The following is a 17,783-nucleotide window of genomic DNA, read 5'->3' on the forward strand; positions in this document are numbered from 1 at the left end:
TCACTCCGGCAGGAGACCGTGACGCGCTGCCTGCTCCACCGCCTCGGCGCGGTTGTGCGCGCCGAGCTTTCGGTAGATGCTGCGGAGCTGTGTCTTGAGGGTGTTCTGCGAGACGCGCAGCTCCAGGGCGATCGCCGGAAGAGACGCGCCGGAGGTGAGGGCGCGCAGCACGACCTGCTCGCGTGACGACAGGCGGGGTCGGGCCGCGAACGACGGCAGCGCCGATCGCAGCGGGAACGTCCCGCGGCCGGTCGGGTCGAGGTCGGCTCGCACCGTGCCGAAGTCCTCCGCGCTCAGCAGCACGAGGGGAGTGGTGAGGCCCCTATCGGCGAGTTGAGCGTTCAGCGCCTCGCTCGACGGCTGCGCGGCCGCCGGCGACACCCGGTGCAGGGCGGCGCTCTGCACCGCAGAGGCCTCTGCGCGTTCCCTGGCGTTCGTCGGGCGCAGGCGGGTCTGTCCCAGAAGCCGGACCACGTCGGCCGCCTTGCCGTCGATGAGCGCCAGGCGTGCACGCTTCAGGACGGTCGCGAAACGGTCGGGGATCGCATCCCGCTGCACCACGGCTTTGGCGGCGTTCACGTCGCCGAGGGCGAGATGGAGGAGGATCCGGGGGCGCGACAGTGCCTGGCGCACGTGCGGTGCACCGGCCTCCTTGCCCCGCAGACGGGCGAACGACTCCAGGCGCTCCAGCCCTGCGGCGGCCTCGCCCTCGTGCAGAGCGATCCATGCCTCGACGGAGGCCATCGTCGTCCAGTGCTCGCTGGTCGCGCGGTACGGCTCGAAGTACCGGATGTGCTGCTTCGCGGCAGCGAGATCGCCGTCCTCCACCGCCAGCATGGCCTCGGCCACACGGTAGAACGTGCCGCGGTAGCTGTCGAGCAGCACCGGGTCCCAGTCGCCGTCCCGGATCAGGGAGACGTAGTGCCTGGCCTCGGGGAGGTCTCCGTTCAAGGCGTGCACGCCGGCGAGAAGGCAGATGCCGTGGAAGGCGTTGCTGCCCCCGTGCGCGGCGGCGAGGGCGGTGGCCTGCTCCCAGAGGTGGATGGCCTCCTCCTGCTGCCCGCCGTAGTAGAGGGAGATGCCCAGGTGCGTGCACAGCAGCGGCATGTCGCGGGCGTACTGCTGCCACTGCGATTCCGGGGTCTCGTCGAACAGCGCCAGTGATCGGGCGGCCACCTGGGCGGCGCGCTCCGGTCGTCCGATGGCGCGCAGCGACGCGCTCTCGGCCGCCCAGATGAAGATCCGCTCCGTGGCCGAGAGCGTGGTACGGCGGGCGTTCGCGGCCGCCACCGCGATGCGCAGCAGCTGGAGTCCGCGCTGGCGCCGCAGGCGGCTGGGCTTCAGGCACATCCCGAGCAGCATGGCCACCAGCGGCTCCTGCTTCAGCCGTGCCACCGGTACGTCGCCGAGGAGTTCGACGACACCGTTCCGATCGCGGTGCAGCAGTCGGTTCCACCCCGACATCGTGACGTGGGTCGCGAGGCGCAAGTCGTCGCCCTCCACGGCGAGCCGCAGTCCTTCGAGGGGCAGGTCACGGCGCACGGCACCCTCTGCGGCGATGCGCCTCAGGCCGGGGACCTCGTCCGGGAGGACTGCGCGGAGCTCGCGGCGCAGCATCCCGCGCGTCAGGGGCGTGAGCTCGAACGAGCTGCGGCCGTCGGCAGCCCAGCGACCGAAGCCGAACATCTCAGCCTGGTCCAGCGCCTTCACGATGTCCGGATCGCCGGTGAGCGCAGTGGCGAGTGGAACGTCGACGGAGTCGGTGACGCTGATCCGGAGCAGGCCCCGAAGCGCCTGCGGGTCGAAGCCGCACTCGGCGAGCCTGTCCTGCAGGTAGTCCTCGATCACCGTGGTCGCGGCCCGCAGGGACGCGGCATCCATGCCGGTTCCCCGCATTGCCAGGGCGCGGATGAGCGCGGGGAACCCTCCCGTCGCCTCTCGCGTCGCAGCCGCCGTGTCCTCGTCCACGTCGAGCGCGCGACGGATCTCCTCATCATCGAACATGAGGTCTTCGGGAGCGACGAGCGTCGTGTCGATCAAGAGGTCGATGCCCTCGCTGTCGAAGGGGCTCGGCCGATTCGTGGCGACGATCAGGCGGGTGCGGGCAGCGGAACCGACGGCGCGACACAGCGCGAAGGCGCCATCGCGCTCGACGGCGGCAGCATCGTCGAGCACCACGACCAGGTGTCCCTCCGCCTCGTGCAGGCGCGCGGTCACGGCGGCCCAGCCCTCGTCGCCGTCGTTCCTCCGGTCGGCTCCGGGCAGGACGCGCAGCAGCGCTCCGGCGAGTGCCTCACTCCTCGTGATCGCCGGCGTCACGGTCAGCCACACGACGTGGGCGGATGTGGTGGCCGCCCAGTCCACCAGGGCCGTGGTCTTGCCGGAGCCGGATGCGGAGCGGATGAGTGTGAGAGGCGTCTCGGTCTCGAACTCGGCGCTCAATCGCGGACGCCTGATGGCGTGCGCCGATACTCGCGGTATATGTCCGTCCCCCTGCGCGACAAATGCCGACACCGTACCTCCCCAGGTCCCCTCCCTCTACGATATGCCGAAATCCCGCACGGACAAGCAACGCCCGCGAGGACAAGCGATGCGGGGAACGAGGAGCCCGTACGAGGTCGTCAGCGGTGACTGTTCCGGTGCCAGGGTGCCGTGATCCGCGACCAGAGGTTCGGAGCAGGGGCGCTCTCATCTGAGGCGGGGGGAAGGGCCACGGCGAACTGCACGATCTCCTCGGCGCCGTGGTGCACGACGCGGTACAGCGCGGTACCGATGAGCACGCCGAGCGCGATCGACATGACCGAGACCAGCGCCGTCGTGAAGTCGGAGAGTCCGCCGTCGGTCGCGACCGCCTCCGTGAGCCCGACGAGCCCGGCAGCTCCGGGGACCAGCAGCCAGAAGGCCGGGAGGAACGTGAGCTGCGACGGTGCTCCGTGGCGAAGGGTCGCGATCCACAGCACGACCGGGGTCATCGCGACGGCGCCGACGAACCCGCCGACCGTCGCGCCCACGAACTCCGTACCAGCCCACTGGCCCGTGTAGGCGACGACGAGTGCGAGAAGGACCCACCCGAAGGTCGATGGAGGCGCGGAGAAATGCAGATAGTTCCCGAGCGCGAACACGAGGATCCCGATGAGCGCCACCCACCACGGGAGCGGCGAGCCCCCGTCGAGCGCTTCGTACGAGGACGAGTCGACCCCCACGACGGTGCCGGCGGCCAGGATGCCGAACGCCAGCAGCGCCAGCTGCACGAAGCCGTAGACCAGTCGCGAGGCGCCCGAGATCATCTGCCCCGCTGCCAGCTCCACGGTGGCGCTCGTCAGCACGCCGCCGGGCAGGAAGGTGACGAGCGGGGCGATGAGCAGGCGGATCGGGTCCCCGATCTCGATCACCTCGGCCAGGAGGAAGACCGCGGTGGCGCACACGAAAGCCGCGACCACGGGCATGATCAGCTGCAGCGTCGGGGAGCGGACCAGCTTCAGCAATCCGATCACCGCCCCGAGCACGAACGCGACGATCACGCCCTGCCACGTGGGGGCGAGCAGGAGCGAGAGCCCTGTCGTCAGCACCGCATGTCCGAACGTGCGGGTGATCCAGCCGAGCCGCGGGCGCATCGCACCGATCTCGTTCAGGCGTCTGATGCCGTCGAGCGGGGCGACCGAGCCGGTCTTCGCCTGGGCGATCAGCTCGTACAGGGCGGCGATCTGATCGAAGCGGAACGAGGCGTTCGTCGCCGAGCGGATCGCGACGCGCGACTCATCGGACTCGCCGCTCTCGATGAGGATGATCGTCGGCAGAACCACGAAATCGGCGTCGTCGCCGCCATAGGCCCTGGCCACCTCTGCGATGACGTCGCGGATACGGTCGACCGACTCGGCGGAGGCGTTCATGCCCTGCGCCAGCCCCAGCAGGAACTGCCGGAGCGTCGCCCGGTCGAGGCCGTCGGTCATGTCGTCGTCGGCCGCTCGGCTCAGGTGAACAGGAACGAGAGCGGTACGCCGACGATGATCGCCACAGCCACGTAGATGAGGTTCGGCAGCTGGAACGAGTGGTCGAAGACGAACTTGCCCATCTTGGTCGTGCCCGTCTGGTCGAACGCGACGGTGGCCACCTGGCTGCCGTTGGCCGGCAGCGTGTAGATGCCCATCGCCGCCGGCCACAGACCCACCAGGAGGGAGGCGGGGAGGCCGATCGTGATGCCGATCGGCACGATCGCGTTCGTCGCGCTCGACTGGCTCGTCGTGAGCATGGCGACCGCGAAGAGGGCCAGCGCGAACAGCAGCGCACCGAGGAACGCCGACGAGCCGGAGACCACGGAGCCGAGGCCGTCGACGATGAGGGTCTGGTTCGCGGCGACGAAGGTGTTCGCCAGCCAGGCGATGCCGAACAGTGCGATCGCTCCGACGATGCCGGCGGGGAACGTCGGCTGCTTGGGCACATCTGCTGCCTTCACCTTGCAGAAGACGAAGATCAGCGCGGCGATGATGCCCATCACGACCTCGATGATGACCGTGACGCTGAGGCGCACCGGGTCGCCGGCGTCATCGGTCCCGATGACAGGACGCAGGTTCTCGAACAGACCGAAGAACACGATCACAGCGACGCCGGCGAGGAACAGCGAGGCCGAGAGCACCGCGGTGGGAGGCAGCTTCTTCTCGTGCGCGTCGGTCTCCGGCGGCTTGATCTGGTGATCGGCGAGGCGCTTCTGGAACTCGGGGTCGTCTTCCAGGTCTTTGCCGTGGCGCATCATCACGAGTGCCGCCACGAAGAGGCCGACGATGGATGCGGGCCACATGATCAGCAGCAGTCCGCCGAGGTCGACACCCTGCGGGGCGAGCAGCACCACCATCGAGGCGGTCGCGGCGGACACGGGAGAGCAGAGGATGCCGACCTGCGAGGCTACGGCCGACACCGAGAGCGCCCGCTCCGGGCGGATCTTCTGCTGGTACGAGACGTCGTAGATGACCGGCAGCAGCGGGTAGAAGATGTTGCCCGTTCCGGCGCCGACGGTGAACAGGAACGACATCGCCGGCGCGAGGAAGACCACCGATCGGGGTCGGCGTCTGATCACCTTCGCCGCGACCGACACCATCCAGTCGATGCCGCCGGCGGCTTGCATGGTCGACGCCGCGGTGATGACCGTGATGACGATGAAGACCGCATCGACCGGGGCGTTGCCCGGCGCTTCGCCGAAGACGAAGATGAGCACCGCGACACCGACGAGTCCCCAGACGCCGAGTCCGATCCCGCTCGTACGCGTCCCCATGAAGATCGCCAGGACGACGACGACGAGTTCGGCGACGAGGATCCACACGTTGTCGTTCATGACGACGGCCCCTTCACGATGGGCGCGGCGCCTCTGAGGACCTCGGTGGGCAGCTCGGTCTCGACGATCTTCCCGCCTACCGCCTCCACGCGAAGGGCGAGGGCATCGTCGACCGGGCTCACCGCGGTGACGAACTCGCTGTTCTCGAAGTGCAGCGACTGCAGGTTGCCGACCGCGTAGCCCGTCGAGAGCTCTCCGCTGAGCAGGGACGCGTGGAAGAGCGGCCGCCGCTGGTCCTCGGCGTCGTAGTGCGGGCAGAAGCTGCCGTGCAGGAAGCCGAGTCCCTCAGGCAGCACCTGCAGGGTGGGCCCGTAGCTGTCGGTGGTCCCGCCCTCGAACCAGCAGATGCCGCCGGCACTGCCGCCCGTGAACACCACGTTCGAGTCGGGGTCCTCCCACATCTCGCGCATGATCTCGTCGAGTCCCTGGCGCTTCCACACGTCGAGCATGTTGGCGGTGTTGCCGCCACCGACGTGGATCACGTCGAAGCCCTTCACGAAGCCGGCCAGGTCGTCGACCGCGCGGTGGAACAGGGGGAGGTGGTGCGGCGCGCACCTGTCGGAGTCGTACGTGGAGTAGAAGCTCACGATGTAGGCGGAGTCGTCACCGGTGGCCGTGCCGACGAAGAGGACTCGTGGTCTCTCCTTGCCGGTGAGGCCGAGGATGTAGTCGTGCGTCGGGTCGTTCCGACGCTCCATCATGGCCTTCCCGGCCCCTGTTGCCACCACGTGAGACATGCCCCCACCTCTCGACGACTGCGAATGCGCTCAACCTAGTGCGGTGCTGAGCATCGCGTCCAGAGGTCTTTCGTCCACCGCGGGTGAGGGTGTCTGCGAGGTCTAACCGTTCAGTCGAGCGGTGGCGACGAGCCCCTCGAGGAGCGCGAAGGTGCGGGCGCGCGGCCCTTCCGGGCGGATCCCGAGACCGTGCGCGAGTTCGAGCGCGAGAGCCGCGTGACCTTCCGTGTTCGGGTGGAACGGGTCGTTCATCAGCCCCCAGGGAACGGAACCGGCGCCGAGTTCCGCGAACCGGGCGTACTGGTCGATGAGGATGACGTCCTCGCGTGCGGCGACCTGACGCACGGCTTCGGCGAACTCCCCGATGCGCGCCCGTTCCGGGGCGTTGCGGATGTCGATCGCCGGCGGCGTCTGGAGCACGGGCACGGCGCCGAGAGCACGGACGCGGGCCACGAAATCGCGCAGGGATGCCGCGTAGTCGTCGGCCGAGATGACCTCGCGGGGTCCGCCGTCGGAGGCGTCGTTCGTGCCGATCATGAGGGTGACGACATCGGGCCGCCACGACGCGATGCGACGATCCCAGTCATCGAGCAGGTCGACGATGCGATTGCCGCTGATCGCGGTGTTGATCACGACATCGCGCACACGCTCCAGCTCGCCGCGGATCAGTTCGTGCAGGTGCTCCGGATAGCTGCGGCCTCCCTGGGTGTGCACCAGGCCGTGCGTGATCGAGTCGCCGGTGATCACCCAGTTCAGGGGCCGTGGATCCTCGAGCGCCGTGGCGATGCGGCGGAGGTCGGAGGCGGCGGATGCGGGAGTGGAGGGCTCGACGTTCGGCACGGCACCGAGCCTATCGGCACGGCGGTGCGGGTGACCGGGCTGGGAACAGGGCGCCTGCGGAGAAAGTCATCGAGTCGCGCGTAATGGATCAGCGCTTTCGCGGTCGTAGCTTCGAGGGTTCGATCGGGGCGTCTTCTCACGGAGTACTCCGTCCGCCTCGCCGGCGGTTCCCCAAAATCGCCGATGCTTCCCCAGAAGTCGGCCCTCCGTGCGGCGGGTTCTCCCCGGACTCGCCGCACATTTCCTCGGGAGGACGGCGCCAAGGCACGAATCCCAGCACATCGATATGCCGCCAATATTCACGGCCTGCACTGCCGGGCGGGCGATGTCGGGCATAGCTACTCTCAGTGCGGATCTGGGGCGGCGCCTCCCTGTCATGAGGCGCCAGCAGAGCCGCAAAGCCCCGCATCCGCTGCGGCGAGCGTCGATAGAGAGCTCCGCTTGGAGATCAAATACAAGACGGTTGTCGACGACCTCCAAGTTGTCGACGTATCCGTTACCTGACACCGGCCGCCGCGTCATATCCCGCATGGCGTGCTGTGCACCTGCCCGCCATTCGACGAACCGGAGGAAGTCCTGTGAACCACCAACCGCCCGCCCGCGGGCATTCCCCGTCCCATCCCCGCCGGATCATCCGACTCGGTGCCGCTGCTGTCGTCCTGATCGCGGCAGCGGCGGGTGCGATCACCGCCCCGCTCGCCGCCTCTGCAGCACCTCCGTACACCACCGAGGCGAAGGTCGACTCGATCGCGTTCACGGAGAGCGCGATCACGAGCGGCACGAAGGCCGAGCTGACCGGCAGGTGGTCTCTCCCCGACGACCCCGTGAGTCCCGCCGGGTTCGTGGTCGACCTCCCGGATGACCTGCGCGGGCTGCCGGACTCCTTCCCGTTGCTCGATTCCGATGGAACGGCTGCGGGGAACTGTGTGACCACGGCCGCGGAGCTGGTGTGCGACTTCGACAGCGCATACCTCAGCAGCCACCCGCGCGGTCTTTCCGGCGGCTTCTCCTTCTGGGCGACCGTCACGACGGAAGTGACCGACGAGAAGACGGTGACGTACGACTTCGGAGATGCAAGTGCCTCGGTCGATGTGCGGCCCGATCCGTTCATCTGCAAGGAGGACTGCGACTTCACCGGTCGCTGGAACTTCAAGAGCGGCGAGTACCAGAACGGGACCGACACGATCTTCTGGGACGTCGCGGTCGCTGCCGGGGCGAAGGGGATGATCGGCGGGCAGGAGGTGGTCGTCACCGACGTCATCGGCGCGAACCAAGAGCTCATCGCCCAGTCAGCCACCGGCGAGCACTACCCCAGCCTGTGGGCGGCCAATGAGCTGCAGACGCTTCCGAGCGGACTGGTGGTCCCCGGGCCGTTCACCGAAGTGGCGTCGACGGACTACTCCGTCTCCGCCGACGGGACCACCGTCACGTTCACCGCCCGCGAGGGCTACTTCTACAACGTGCACTACCTCTCGCAGGTGACCGACGGCGGTGCGGCAGGCGTCTACAAGAACGACGCGACGATCCGCATCGGCACGGAGAGCACGGGCACCACCACCGCGGAGGTCACACGTCACGGAGGGTCGGGCACGGGAACCGGCACCAGGGTCGGAACCTTCACCATCAACAAGAAGGTGCTCGGCGACACGGCGAATCTCGGCGACGTGACATACCGCGGCGGGTATACCGCCACCGACCCCCAGGGCGTCGTCACATCGGGCGAGTTCGCAGTGCGGGCCGGCACGCCGTGGGTGAGCCCGTCGTTCGCCGAAGGCAGCACGATCGCACTCACGGAGTCGCTCGAGGGCCTTCCGTGGAATCTGGAGTGGGCGGCTCCGGTGTTCTCGCCGCAGACGCTGCAGATCAAGGGCGAGGCGACGATCGATGTCGCACTCACGAACGAGGCGACGTTGCGCACCCTGCCCTTCTCGGCGCTGAAGACCCTCGACGGTCCGGCTGCGGCCATCTCGCTCGTCCCGTCGGATACCGAGTACGTGCTCGAGTACTCGTACCCGGCCGGTCCTGGGTTCGAAGCGGGCTCAGGCGAGCTTGCTCTCAAAGCGGGAACTCCCGTCTCGAGCTCCGCGCTCCCGGTCGGCGCCGACGTCACCGTGCGGGAGCGTGCTCCGAAGCCGATCGAGGGAATCACGTGGGGCAAGCCGGTGATCTCGCCGGCACACTTCACGGTCGGGGGTGAGGCGGTCACGGTCTCGGTCACCAACCCGCTGGTGAAGACCGTCACGCCACCGCCGCCGACGACCGGCGTTCCTGAGGTGATGACCCTGGCGGCCACCGGCATGCAGGCCGCCACCTCGATTCTGCTCCTCGCGGGCCTGCTGCTGATCGGAGGTACGCGTCTCGTGATGCGACGACGACTCAACCGTTCTCGCTGAATCCATCGCCCGAGTGGGCCGGGTGCGCCCGGCCCACTCGGGCATGACTCGTGCAGGACGGCGTTTCCACGCCGTCCTGAGATCCCTTGGGGGAAAGGGAGAATCCATGAACAGAGAAGAAGACATCAACGAGCCAGGTGATCGGGACTCCGATCTCCTGGCTCGTGTGCGTACCGGCGACCAGCGCGCCTACGCTGAACTCTGGGCGCGCTACTCACAGGTCGCCAGGGCCGTCGCTCGTACCTACTGGTGGTCTGCCGACTCCGACGACCTCGTGGCGGAATCGTTCACGCGGATCTACCAGGCCATCCAGACGGGGAAGGGGCCGACGACCGCCTTCAAGCCCTACCTCTTCGCCACGATGCGCAATCTCGCGATCAGCTGGGGACGTTCCCGACGCGAGGTGCCCATCGAGTACATCGAAGCCGTCGAGGACCCGGCCTCGACGGACCAGGCGGCAGATTCCGATTTCGATGCCGCGCTCGTCTCGAAGGCGATCCTCACCCTGCCCACGCGCTGGCAGGACGTGCTGTGGCTCGCCGAAGTCGAGAACCTGTCGATGCTCGAGATCGGCAAGCGCCTGGAGATCAGCGAACGCGCGGCGGCAGTGCTCGCATTCCGTGCCAGGGAGGGACTCCGTCAGGCCTGGATCTCGGCTCACCTGACGTCGAGACCACCGGCCTCCAAGGAGTGCCGGTGGACGCTCGGCAAGTTGGGCGCTCATGCTCGTCGACGGCTCACCACGCGGGATGATCAGCGCGTGCGAGCACACCTCGCGACGTGCGCCGACTGCACTGCGAAAGCGGAGGAGGCGCGTCGGGCGAGTTCGCGGATCCTCACGGTGCTGTTCCCCGCCGGCATCGGCGTCGGCACGGGTCTTCAGCTGTGGCAGACACTCACGACGTCCGGGATATCGGCCAGCGCGTCATCCATGCCGGCGACCATCACTCTGCCTGCTGTCGGGCTCGTGGCGACCAAGGCGAGCATCCTGATGACGGCGGCTGTCGCGGTCGTGACGCTTTCCGCGGGAATCACCTCGACGGTGACGAGCGATGTCGAGACGGTCGAGACCAGTGCAGCGGCCGAAAGACTCGACGCAGCGGAGTCGGACCGGCTGCCCACGCTTCTGCCGACTGCCGTCCCCAGCGAAGCGAGCCCGCCGCCGCAAGATGTCCCCGTCCCTGTCCCGGAGACCTCGACTCCCGCCGAGGCCCCGCAGCCACCTCCTGCTGCGCCGGCTCCGCCCGTGGCCCAGACGCCCGGCGTGCCGGTGATCCTGTCCATCCCCTCCCAGGTTTCACGGACGCAGGTGGTCTCGGCGAGCATCCGGTGCGAAGCAGGTGCCGATGTCACCGTCTCGGCCTTCGGCGTCACGGCCGCCGTCGGCACGTGCTCGAGCAGCGGGACCTGGCAGGCGAGCGTCGATGTCGCAGCTTATCCGGTGGAGGTCGGAACCGTGATCACGTTCGACTTCGTGCAGTCGAACGTCGCCGGAGTCTCGGGGGGCGTCTCGGCCCAGGTGACCATCGTCGAGTGATTTCACGTCCACGCGTAATGGATGTGTTTCACAGCCGTCCAGTATCTGTCCGGCACTCTGACGGGTGCGCAATCGGACGACCGGGAATCAGATTGGAACCAACTCGTCATGTGGAAACGATCGGGCACATTCATGCTCGGACTCCTGCTCGCACTGGGTGCCGTCGCCACGACAGCGCTCCCCGCTGCGGCCGCAGGGTCCGCCAGCGTCAAAGACGCCAAGACCGCGACCTTCACCCTCGCCGACGGCACCGTCGCGACCGCCACGATCTCCGGTGGGGGTGATCGTGAGTTCGCCGACGACGGGAAGTCTCTCAGCGCGTGGAGCGGAACCGATGCGATGTACGCGGAGGGGGTGTCGGCAAAGGATCTTCCGGTCGTCGGGATCCACTCCAAGAACAACTGCGGTTCGTCGAAACGGTGCGGCGAGGGGCAGATCACCGTTCGCTTCGACAGACCCGTGGACGACCCCGCCATCCACATCGCCGAGTTCGGGGCCGGCGGCGGGGTGACGCCACTCGGCGGCGGGCTCTCCGCTGCCGACGGGATCCGTTTCGCCTCCGCCGACGGCGGCGCCACGACCGCTGTCGTGTCTCGCGGGGCCACCTTCGTCGATGGAGGAGACGGGTACCACCGCGGCGATGCCGCGATCAAGTGCACTGCGGCGACCAAGCCCGGTGGCTGCGGAAGCTTCACGGTCACCGGGAAGAAGATCACCGAGATCGTGTTCGATGTCGCCCGTTTCGCGTTGAGCGCCAACCAGTCCGGATTCGTCGACGGATACGCGTTCGGTGTCACAGCGACCGCGACCCCTGTCCCGACACCCGAACCGACCCCGACACCCGAACCGACCCCGACGCCCACGCCGACCCCCACCCCTGAGCCGACGTTCGCAGCGCTGTCGGTGTCGAAGGTCGTCGACAAGGGAGCTGCGGTGCCGGGTGACCAGCTCGAGTACACGGTCACCGTCAAGAACACCGGCGAGGCCGAGGCTCGACAGGTTCCCGTCACCGACACCCTTCCCGGCGGTCTGACCGATGTGACCGTCGATGACGGCGGCAAGGTCGACGGCACCACGGTCGGGTGGACCATCGACGACCTCGCGGCGGGCGACGAGCGCCGACTGCACGTGACGGCGACCATCGACCGGTCCAGCGCCGGCGCCACCCTCGTGAACCGCGCCGGTGTGAAGAACCCCGTCGATTCACCGGCAGGGACTCCCGACCCGACGACGACCACGCCCTGCGCCGACGACCCGTCCGCCGCATGCGCGAGCACCGTCGTCGCCGCGCTGCCGGCGCTCTCGCTGTCGAAGGTCGTCGACAAGCAGGTCGCCACTCACGGCGAAGCCCTCGCCTACACGATCGTCGTCGCGAACTCGGGGGTCGCTCCGGCCGTCGATGTGCCGGTGACCGATCAGCTTCCGGACGCGCTGAGCCAGGTGTCCGCCGACCAGGGCGGCGTGATCGAAGACGGGGCCATCCGCTGGACCGTCGCCGAGGTGCCCGCGGGCGGCCAGGTCGAACTGCACGTCGTCGGGACCACCCCGGGCGGACTCGACGAGGCGCAGTTCGTGAACAGGGCCACCGTGCAGAACCCGACCGGAGTTCCCGCCGGCACTCCGGAGCCGACGATCCTCACCCCCTGTGCCGACGATGTCGCGCAGGCCTGCGCGGTGACGGCGATCCCCGCGCTCGCATCCCTGGAGATCAGCAAAACGGTGGCGCAGGCGGCAGTGCAGTCAGGCGCCATCCTCGACTACACGATCACGGTCGTGAACACCGGCCCTGGTACCGCGACGCAGATCCCCGTCGTGGATGACCTCCCGGATGGGACGCGGTTCATCTCCGCCTCGACCGGTGGCATCGCGGTCAAGGACCGCGTCGGGTGGATGGTGGAGGAGATCCCTCCCGGGCAGTCGGCGACGATGACCCTCCGGGCTCAGGTTCCTGCCACGGTGAAGGGGAAGGTCGTCAACCGCGCCACGGTCGCGTACGACCAGGCGATGAGCGACTCCCTCCGCAGCGCGGCGAAGCAGGCGGGCCTCGCCGTTCCCGGCAGCGCCGACCTGTCCGCGCTCCCGGCGCTCCCGCCGCTCACCGCGGTGCATGCCTGCGAGGGTGACGCCTCCTGGTCGTGTGCCGTCACCACGGTCACCCCTGCTCCGGCCGCTCTCGCGCAGACCGGTGCGACCTTCGCCCTGGCCATCCCCGCGGTCATCCTCCTCGCCGGTGGGGCGTTCCTCATCGTCGTCGGCATGCGCCGCAGGTCCAACCGCTAGATCCACTCACACACGTCGTCCCCGGGAAGCCCCGGGGACTGATCGGAGTACCCAGAAATGACATCCTCTTCTCTCCTTCCGTCCGCTGAGCTTCCGAAATCCTCCGTGATGGTGGTGTTCGGCACCCGTCCCGAGATCGTCAAGCTCGCCCCTCTGGTGCGAAGCCTCGGCGACGCCGCCTACATCGTCCACACCGGCCAGCACTACGACCCCGGCATGTCCCGCGTCTTCCTGCAGGCGTGCGGTATCAAGCGCGTCGATCTCCAGCTGCATGTCGGCGGACTCCCACGCGCGGCGCAGATCGGGCGCGCAGCCGAGCAGATCGCACAGGCGATCACCCAGCTCGACCCGAAATACGTCGTCGTCCAGGGCGACACGAACGCGACATTCGCGGCCGCGCTCGCCGCGAACGCGGCGGGAGTGCGACTGGGGCACGTGGAGGCGGGCCTCCGGGCGCGGGATCGTCGCATGCCGGAGGAGCACAACCGGGTGATGGTGGACCACATCTCCGACGACCTCTTCGCCGCGACCGAGACCAACCGTGCCAATCTCCTCGAGGAGGGAATCGGAGACGAGCGCATCCTCGTCACCGGCAACCCCGTGGTCGAGGCGGTTCGCATGCAGCGTTCCGACGTCGCCGCGGACGTCGACGAGCTCGTCCGGCTCGGGGTCCACCCCGACCGCTACGTGCTCGCGACCCTGCACCGTCAGGAGAACGTGGACACCCCGGCCAACCTCATCTCGACGCTGCACGCGTTCAACGAGATCGCCGCTTCGGGATGGCCCGTCGTCTTCCCCGTGCACCCCCGAACGCGGGCGATGCTCACCTCACTGGACGCGGAGCATCTCCTCGACGCCCTGATCGCCGAGGAGCCGTACAGCTATGAGCGTTTCCTCGCCCTCGCCGCACACGCGGCAGTGCTGGTATCGGACTCCGGCGGCATCCAGGAGGAGGCCACGGTGCTCGGGCGACCGGTGCTCGTCGTGCGCGATTCAACGGAACGCCCTGAGGCGCTGGGATCCTTCACGAAGCTCGTCACACCTCAGACGCTCGCGAGCGAGGCGGCGGCTGTGCTCGCCGATGTCGCGGGGACCCTGGAGAAGCTGAGCGCCTTGCCGTCGCCGTTCGGTGACGGCAAGGCCACGGCACGCATCGCCACGCACATCCATTCCGTCGTCCGTCTCGCCGCAGAGGAGTCCTGATGTACAGCAGCGATCTCACCACGCCGCTCGCCGCCGTCGGCCTCCTCGCGATGACCGGTCCGGATTCGGTGCTCACCTGGCTCATCGTGGGCGCGGCAGCCATGGGGGCTGGAGCGTTGCTCACGGTCCGTCGGCGCGTGCTGCGCCGGGCCGTCCCGGCCGGGCGGGATCGACGCCGGCCGTGCCGTTGAGGTGTTTCCCGTGCGGGCGTAATCGAACGTTCGATCCGCGGTCCTATCGGCGGCGATGCACTCTGCGCGTCACTCAAATGGAAGGAAGGGGCTCGAGATGAAGAGCATCCTCAAGACTGCCTGCACCGCCGGCATCGGCCTGCTGATCGTGGGAGGCACAGTGCTCGGTGGGCAGGTGGCCATGGCCGACGACCAGCCGGTCACGCCGGATTCGTCGACGACGACCACGGGCGCCAGCGCCACGGAAAGGGTCGACTCTCCCCAGCTGGTCCGCGGCTACCTCGGTCGCGCCACACAGACGGCTGCCACCGGGGTCACTCCCGGATCGGAGATCAAGGAAGGCGCCATCGTGCAGCTCGTCAACGACGAGCAGATCGACGGCGTGTACAAGGTGATCCTTCCGGTGCCCGCGAACACCACGTTCGTCTCGGCGACCGATGGCGGCACGCTGGTCGGTTCCAACGTCGTGTGGACGTTCAACGTCACGCACGACGGTGGCACGCGGATCGTGCAGCCGATGGCGTCGTTCACGGTGGCCGACGGCTACTGGGGGCCGACGATCACCAACAGCGCCAAAGTCGTCTACACCGGCGGAGTGTTCACGGACGACGTCCGTTTCACGTACAACTACTCGCACCAGTTCGCGCAGCGTCCTCCGGTGCCGGTGATCGATGCCGGTGTCGGACTCGCCAGCGCCGGTGTGATCGGCGTCGGCGCGCTCGGCGCGTTCGCCCTGCGGCGTCGCTCCTCGTCGTCCACCGACTGACCGCGCTCGGCTCACTCAAGAGGAAGAAGACACAGTGAAGAAGAAATCCATCCTCCGGGGTGCGCTGGCCGGGGGGTTGCTCGCCGCTTTGGCGGTGGGCGCCCTCGCGGCGGCCCCCGCGGCCACGGCCGCAGACGTGAACGGCTGGACCGGCTCTGGAGACACCCGCACCGCATCCGCGGCCGGTGCCACCGCCACGATCACCACCACCGACAAGGTCCAGGTCAAGAGCTCCGGCGATGTCGTCAACCTCGCCACCGTCCGTGACGGCGGCGAGCTGGGGCTGAACGTGATCGGTCTGAACGAGGGCTATCCCTGCAAGAACGGCACCGAGTGCGTCCGCGGCAACGTCGTGATCGATTTCGGCCAGCAGGTGACGAACCCGAAGATCAAGCTCGACAACCTCGGTGGGGATGTCTATGCCATCGGCGGCATCGTCAACGGCTCCGCGAAATACACGCTGAAGACCTCCGGCGTGACGCTGAGCTCGTCGTCGGGCAACCTCGACGTCACCTCGAACACCATCACCTCCACGAACTTCGCGGCGAAGAGCGGCACCGTGCAGATCAACGGCACGGTCTCCAAGGTCGAGTTCCAGGTCACGATGCGCTCGAAGGGCGCCTTCCTCGGCGTGGTCCCGACGTGGACCAAGGTGCCGAGCGACCTGCACAGCATCGATATCGACGTGGACAAGCCCACCAAGCCCGTGCTGACCGTCGACAAGAACGACCACCGCGACGCGGTCGTCATCGGCGACCAGCTCTCCTACGACATCGTCGTCAAGAACACCGGCGACGCGACGGCGACGAACGTGGCCATCAGCGACGACCTGCCCGCAGGACTGACCGGCATCACTGCCTCGTACACCGCGGGTACCTCGGGCCAGGTCACGGTCTCCGGACAGCAGGTGCGCGGCACGATCCCTTCGCTCGCCCCCGGCGCCTCGTCGACTCTGACGGTGAAGGCGACGGTCGGGACGTCGACTCCGCTCGGCAACCTGCGCAACAACGCATGTGCCGTCGCGACCTCGTCGAACCAGGCTTGCGACTGGGACGACACGACCATCGACAAGCAGACCAAGCCCGTCCTGACGATCACCAAGGACGATCAGCAGGGCGACGTCACGCTGGGTCAGAACCTGACGTACGACATCGTGGTGCGGAACACCGGTGACGGTGCCGCCAAGAGCGTCGCGGTCAGTGATCCGCTTCCGGCCGGTCTCGACTTCGTGTCGGGCAGCGGTCCCGCGGGCATCACGGTCACGGCCGCCGGTCGCAATGTGACCGCCAACCTCGGCGACCTCGCTGCTGGACAGTCGGTCACGCTCAAGGTGAACGCCAAGGTCAACCAGTCGGCAGCACCGGGTGCATTGACCAACCAGGCATGCGCCGTCGCGTCGAACGCATCGAACGTCTGCGCAACCGACACCGACACCGTCAAGCGCGAGTTCTTCCAGTACACGTTCAACTCGAACCCGACCGACCCGCAGCCGGGTCAGGCGGTCACGTACCGGATGGAGTTCGGCAACAACGGCAACGTCGACTCGGCGAACGCAGAGATCGAGTACGCGCTGGCCGGCGTGCTGGACGATTCCACCTGGAGCCCGTCCAGCATCACCGCCAACAGCGGCACCGTCGTGGTCAGCGGCAACACCATCGACTGGAAGGGTCCGCTGGCGTCCGGCCAGACCGTCGTGATCACCTTCACCGGTGTCTGGAACGGCAACGGAGACGGCTTCGCCTTCCCCGGTGTCAACTATTACGGGAGCGCCCGCTAAGGCGCGCCCCGGCGAACACGAGAGGGTCGTCCTTCCAGGACGGCCCTCTCCTCGCCTCGTTTTGCACCACCCGCAGTGAGAGGTAGTCATGGCCAGCAGCACGATCGTCGACAAACCGCGAAGTGAACTCCGAGCCCCTGTGCGGTTCGCACTCGGCGGGCCGAAGGGGGACCGCGCCGCTCGAATCCTCGCGGCGGTGCTGTTGATCCTCGCGGTGCTGGCCCTCGTCTCCGTCAACGAGGCGTTCCGCTCCTTCGAAGCCTCGGCCGCGACCTGGGCTCTCTCCCCTTTCGTCGAGGGTCAGCGTCTTCCCATCGCCGAGCACTACTTCGTGCGGACGCCCGAGCATGAGCTCATCGCCCTTCGCGTCACCGTCGAATGCACCACGCTGCTGATCGGCGTTCCCCTCACGGTCGTCGGCGCGGTCATCCTCGCCAGCACCCGAGTGTCGTGGAGCCGCAGCGTGCTCGGGATCCTGGCGATGTGGGCCATCATCTTCGTCGTCAACCTCCTCCGGCTCGTGATCATCGGATGGTCGACGCAGACCTGGGGTCTCGACCCCGGTTATGAGATCAGCCATGTCTTCGTCGGTTCCGTCGTCGGCATCATCGGCTATGCGCTCGGCCTCGCCGCCCTGTTGCTCATCGTCGGCGTGCGGCCGCGTCGCCGTCGCCGCGTCGTGCCGGAAGAGACCGAGGGGCCTCGATATCACCGAAACGGCGCGCTCTGACGT

General features: G+C 68.2%; 13 protein-coding genes. 8 read left to right on the plus strand and 5 right to left on the minus strand.

The window, feature by feature from the left end; translation table 11 throughout:
• The 5 genes from AB4070_RS12960 to AB4070_RS12980 form a co-directional block, all read right to left on the minus strand.
• A complete protein-coding gene (locus AB4070_RS12960; protein WP_441980441.1) occupies positions 1 to 2,442 on the minus strand; it encodes a LuxR C-terminal-related transcriptional regulator in 2,442 nt (813 codons plus the stop codon).
• Positions 2,443 to 2,621: 179 nt separating this feature from the next.
• Positions 2,622 to 3,950, minus strand: a complete 1,329-nt coding sequence (locus tag AB4070_RS12965) for a threonine/serine ThrE exporter family protein (RefSeq protein WP_441980442.1) — start codon at positions 3,948 to 3,950, stop codon at positions 2,622 to 2,624.
• A gap of 20 nt (positions 3,951 to 3,970) precedes the next feature.
• Positions 3,971 to 5,326, minus strand: a complete 1,356-nt coding sequence (locus tag AB4070_RS12970; RefSeq protein ID WP_441980443.1) for an anaerobic C4-dicarboxylate transporter family protein — start codon at positions 5,324 to 5,326, stop codon at positions 3,971 to 3,973.
• Complete coding sequence (locus tag AB4070_RS12975) at positions 5,323 to 6,063, minus strand: Type 1 glutamine amidotransferase-like domain-containing protein (protein ID WP_441980444.1); 741 nt, start codon at positions 6,061 to 6,063, stop codon at positions 5,323 to 5,325. Before AB4070_RS12975 ends, AB4070_RS12970 begins: the two co-directional genes overlap by 4 nt.
• 102 nt (positions 6,064 to 6,165) lie before the next feature.
• Entirely contained in the window at positions 6,166 to 6,903 is a 738-nt protein-coding gene (locus AB4070_RS12980) for an SGNH/GDSL hydrolase family protein (RefSeq protein WP_441980445.1), read from the minus strand.
• Between the two features lie 578 nt (positions 6,904 to 7,481).
• On the opposite strand from AB4070_RS12980, the gene AB4070_RS12985 reads away from it, so the two are divergent.
• The 8 genes from AB4070_RS12985 to AB4070_RS13020 all read left to right on the plus strand — a co-directional run bounded on the left by AB4070_RS12985 (position 7,482) and on the right by AB4070_RS13020 (position 17,780).
• A complete protein-coding gene (locus AB4070_RS12985; RefSeq protein WP_441980446.1) occupies positions 7,482 to 9,296 on the plus strand; it encodes a DUF5979 domain-containing protein in 1,815 nt (604 codons plus the stop codon).
• 106 nt (positions 9,297 to 9,402) lie between these two features.
• Complete coding sequence (locus AB4070_RS12990) at positions 9,403 to 10,833, plus strand: sigma-70 family RNA polymerase sigma factor (protein ID WP_441980447.1); 1,431 nt, start codon at positions 9,403 to 9,405, stop codon at positions 10,831 to 10,833.
• 108 nt (positions 10,834 to 10,941) lie between these two features.
• A complete protein-coding gene (locus AB4070_RS12995) occupies positions 10,942 to 13,113 on the plus strand; it encodes a hypothetical protein (RefSeq protein ID WP_441980448.1) in 2,172 nt (723 codons plus the stop codon).
• Positions 13,114 to 13,170: 57 nt separating this feature from the next.
• The gene (gene wecB, locus AB4070_RS13000; RefSeq protein ID WP_441980449.1) at positions 13,171 to 14,316 is read left to right on the plus strand and encodes a non-hydrolyzing UDP-N-acetylglucosamine 2-epimerase; all 1,146 of its coding nucleotides are present in this window, start codon (positions 13,171 to 13,173) and stop codon (positions 14,314 to 14,316) included.
• Positions 14,316 to 14,507, plus strand: a complete 192-nt coding sequence (locus AB4070_RS13005; protein WP_441980450.1) for an LPXTG cell wall anchor domain-containing protein — start codon at positions 14,316 to 14,318, stop codon at positions 14,505 to 14,507. Before wecB ends, AB4070_RS13005 begins: the two co-directional genes overlap by 1 nt.
• A gap of 97 nt (positions 14,508 to 14,604) precedes the next feature.
• Entirely contained in the window at positions 14,605 to 15,273 is a 669-nt protein-coding gene (locus tag AB4070_RS13010) for a hypothetical protein (protein ID WP_441980451.1), read from the plus strand.
• A gap of 34 nt (positions 15,274 to 15,307) precedes the next feature.
• The gene (locus tag AB4070_RS13015) at positions 15,308 to 17,050 is read left to right on the plus strand and encodes a DUF7927 domain-containing protein (protein WP_441980452.1); all 1,743 of its coding nucleotides are present in this window, start codon (positions 15,308 to 15,310) and stop codon (positions 17,048 to 17,050) included.
• An 88-nt stretch (positions 17,051 to 17,138) separates the two neighbouring features.
• Positions 17,139 to 17,780 carry an exosortase/archaeosortase family protein gene (locus tag AB4070_RS13020; RefSeq protein ID WP_441980453.1) on the plus strand — a complete coding sequence of 214 codons (642 nt, stop codon included), beginning with the start codon at positions 17,139 to 17,141 and terminating at the stop codon, positions 17,778 to 17,780.
• The last annotated feature ends 3 nt before the right edge of the window (positions 17,781 to 17,783 follow it).

The organism is Microbacterium sp. 2RAF4 (assembly GCF_052115285.1).
Lineage (GTDB): Bacteria > Actinomycetota > Actinomycetes > Actinomycetales > Microbacteriaceae > Microbacterium > Microbacterium oxydans.

Excerpts from the sequence above, each read along its gene's own strand:
- AB4070_RS12965 (WP_441980442.1), bottom strand. The coding sequence starts at position 3,950 with ATGACCGACGGCCTCGACCGGGCGACGCTCCGGCAGTTCCTGCTGGGG.
- AB4070_RS12970 (WP_441980443.1), bottom strand. The coding sequence starts at position 5,326 with ATGAACGACAACGTGTGGATCCTCGTCGCCGAACTCGTCGTCGTCGTC.
- AB4070_RS12975 (WP_441980444.1), bottom strand. The coding sequence starts at position 6,063 with ATGTCTCACGTGGTGGCAACAGGGGCCGGGAAGGCCATGATGGAGCGT.
- AB4070_RS12990 (WP_441980447.1), top strand. The coding sequence starts at position 9,403 with ATGAACAGAGAAGAAGACATCAACGAGCCAGGTGATCGGGACTCCGAT.
- AB4070_RS12995 (WP_441980448.1), top strand. The coding sequence starts at position 10,942 with ATGTGGAAACGATCGGGCACATTCATGCTCGGACTCCTGCTCGCACTG.
- wecB (WP_441980449.1), top strand. The coding sequence starts at position 13,171 with ATGACATCCTCTTCTCTCCTTCCGTCCGCTGAGCTTCCGAAATCCTCC.
- AB4070_RS13005 (WP_441980450.1), top strand. The coding sequence starts at position 14,316 with ATGTACAGCAGCGATCTCACCACGCCGCTCGCCGCCGTCGGCCTCCTC.
- AB4070_RS13010 (WP_441980451.1), top strand. The coding sequence starts at position 14,605 with ATGAAGAGCATCCTCAAGACTGCCTGCACCGCCGGCATCGGCCTGCTG.
- AB4070_RS13020 (WP_441980453.1), top strand. The coding sequence starts at position 17,139 with ATGGCCAGCAGCACGATCGTCGACAAACCGCGAAGTGAACTCCGAGCC.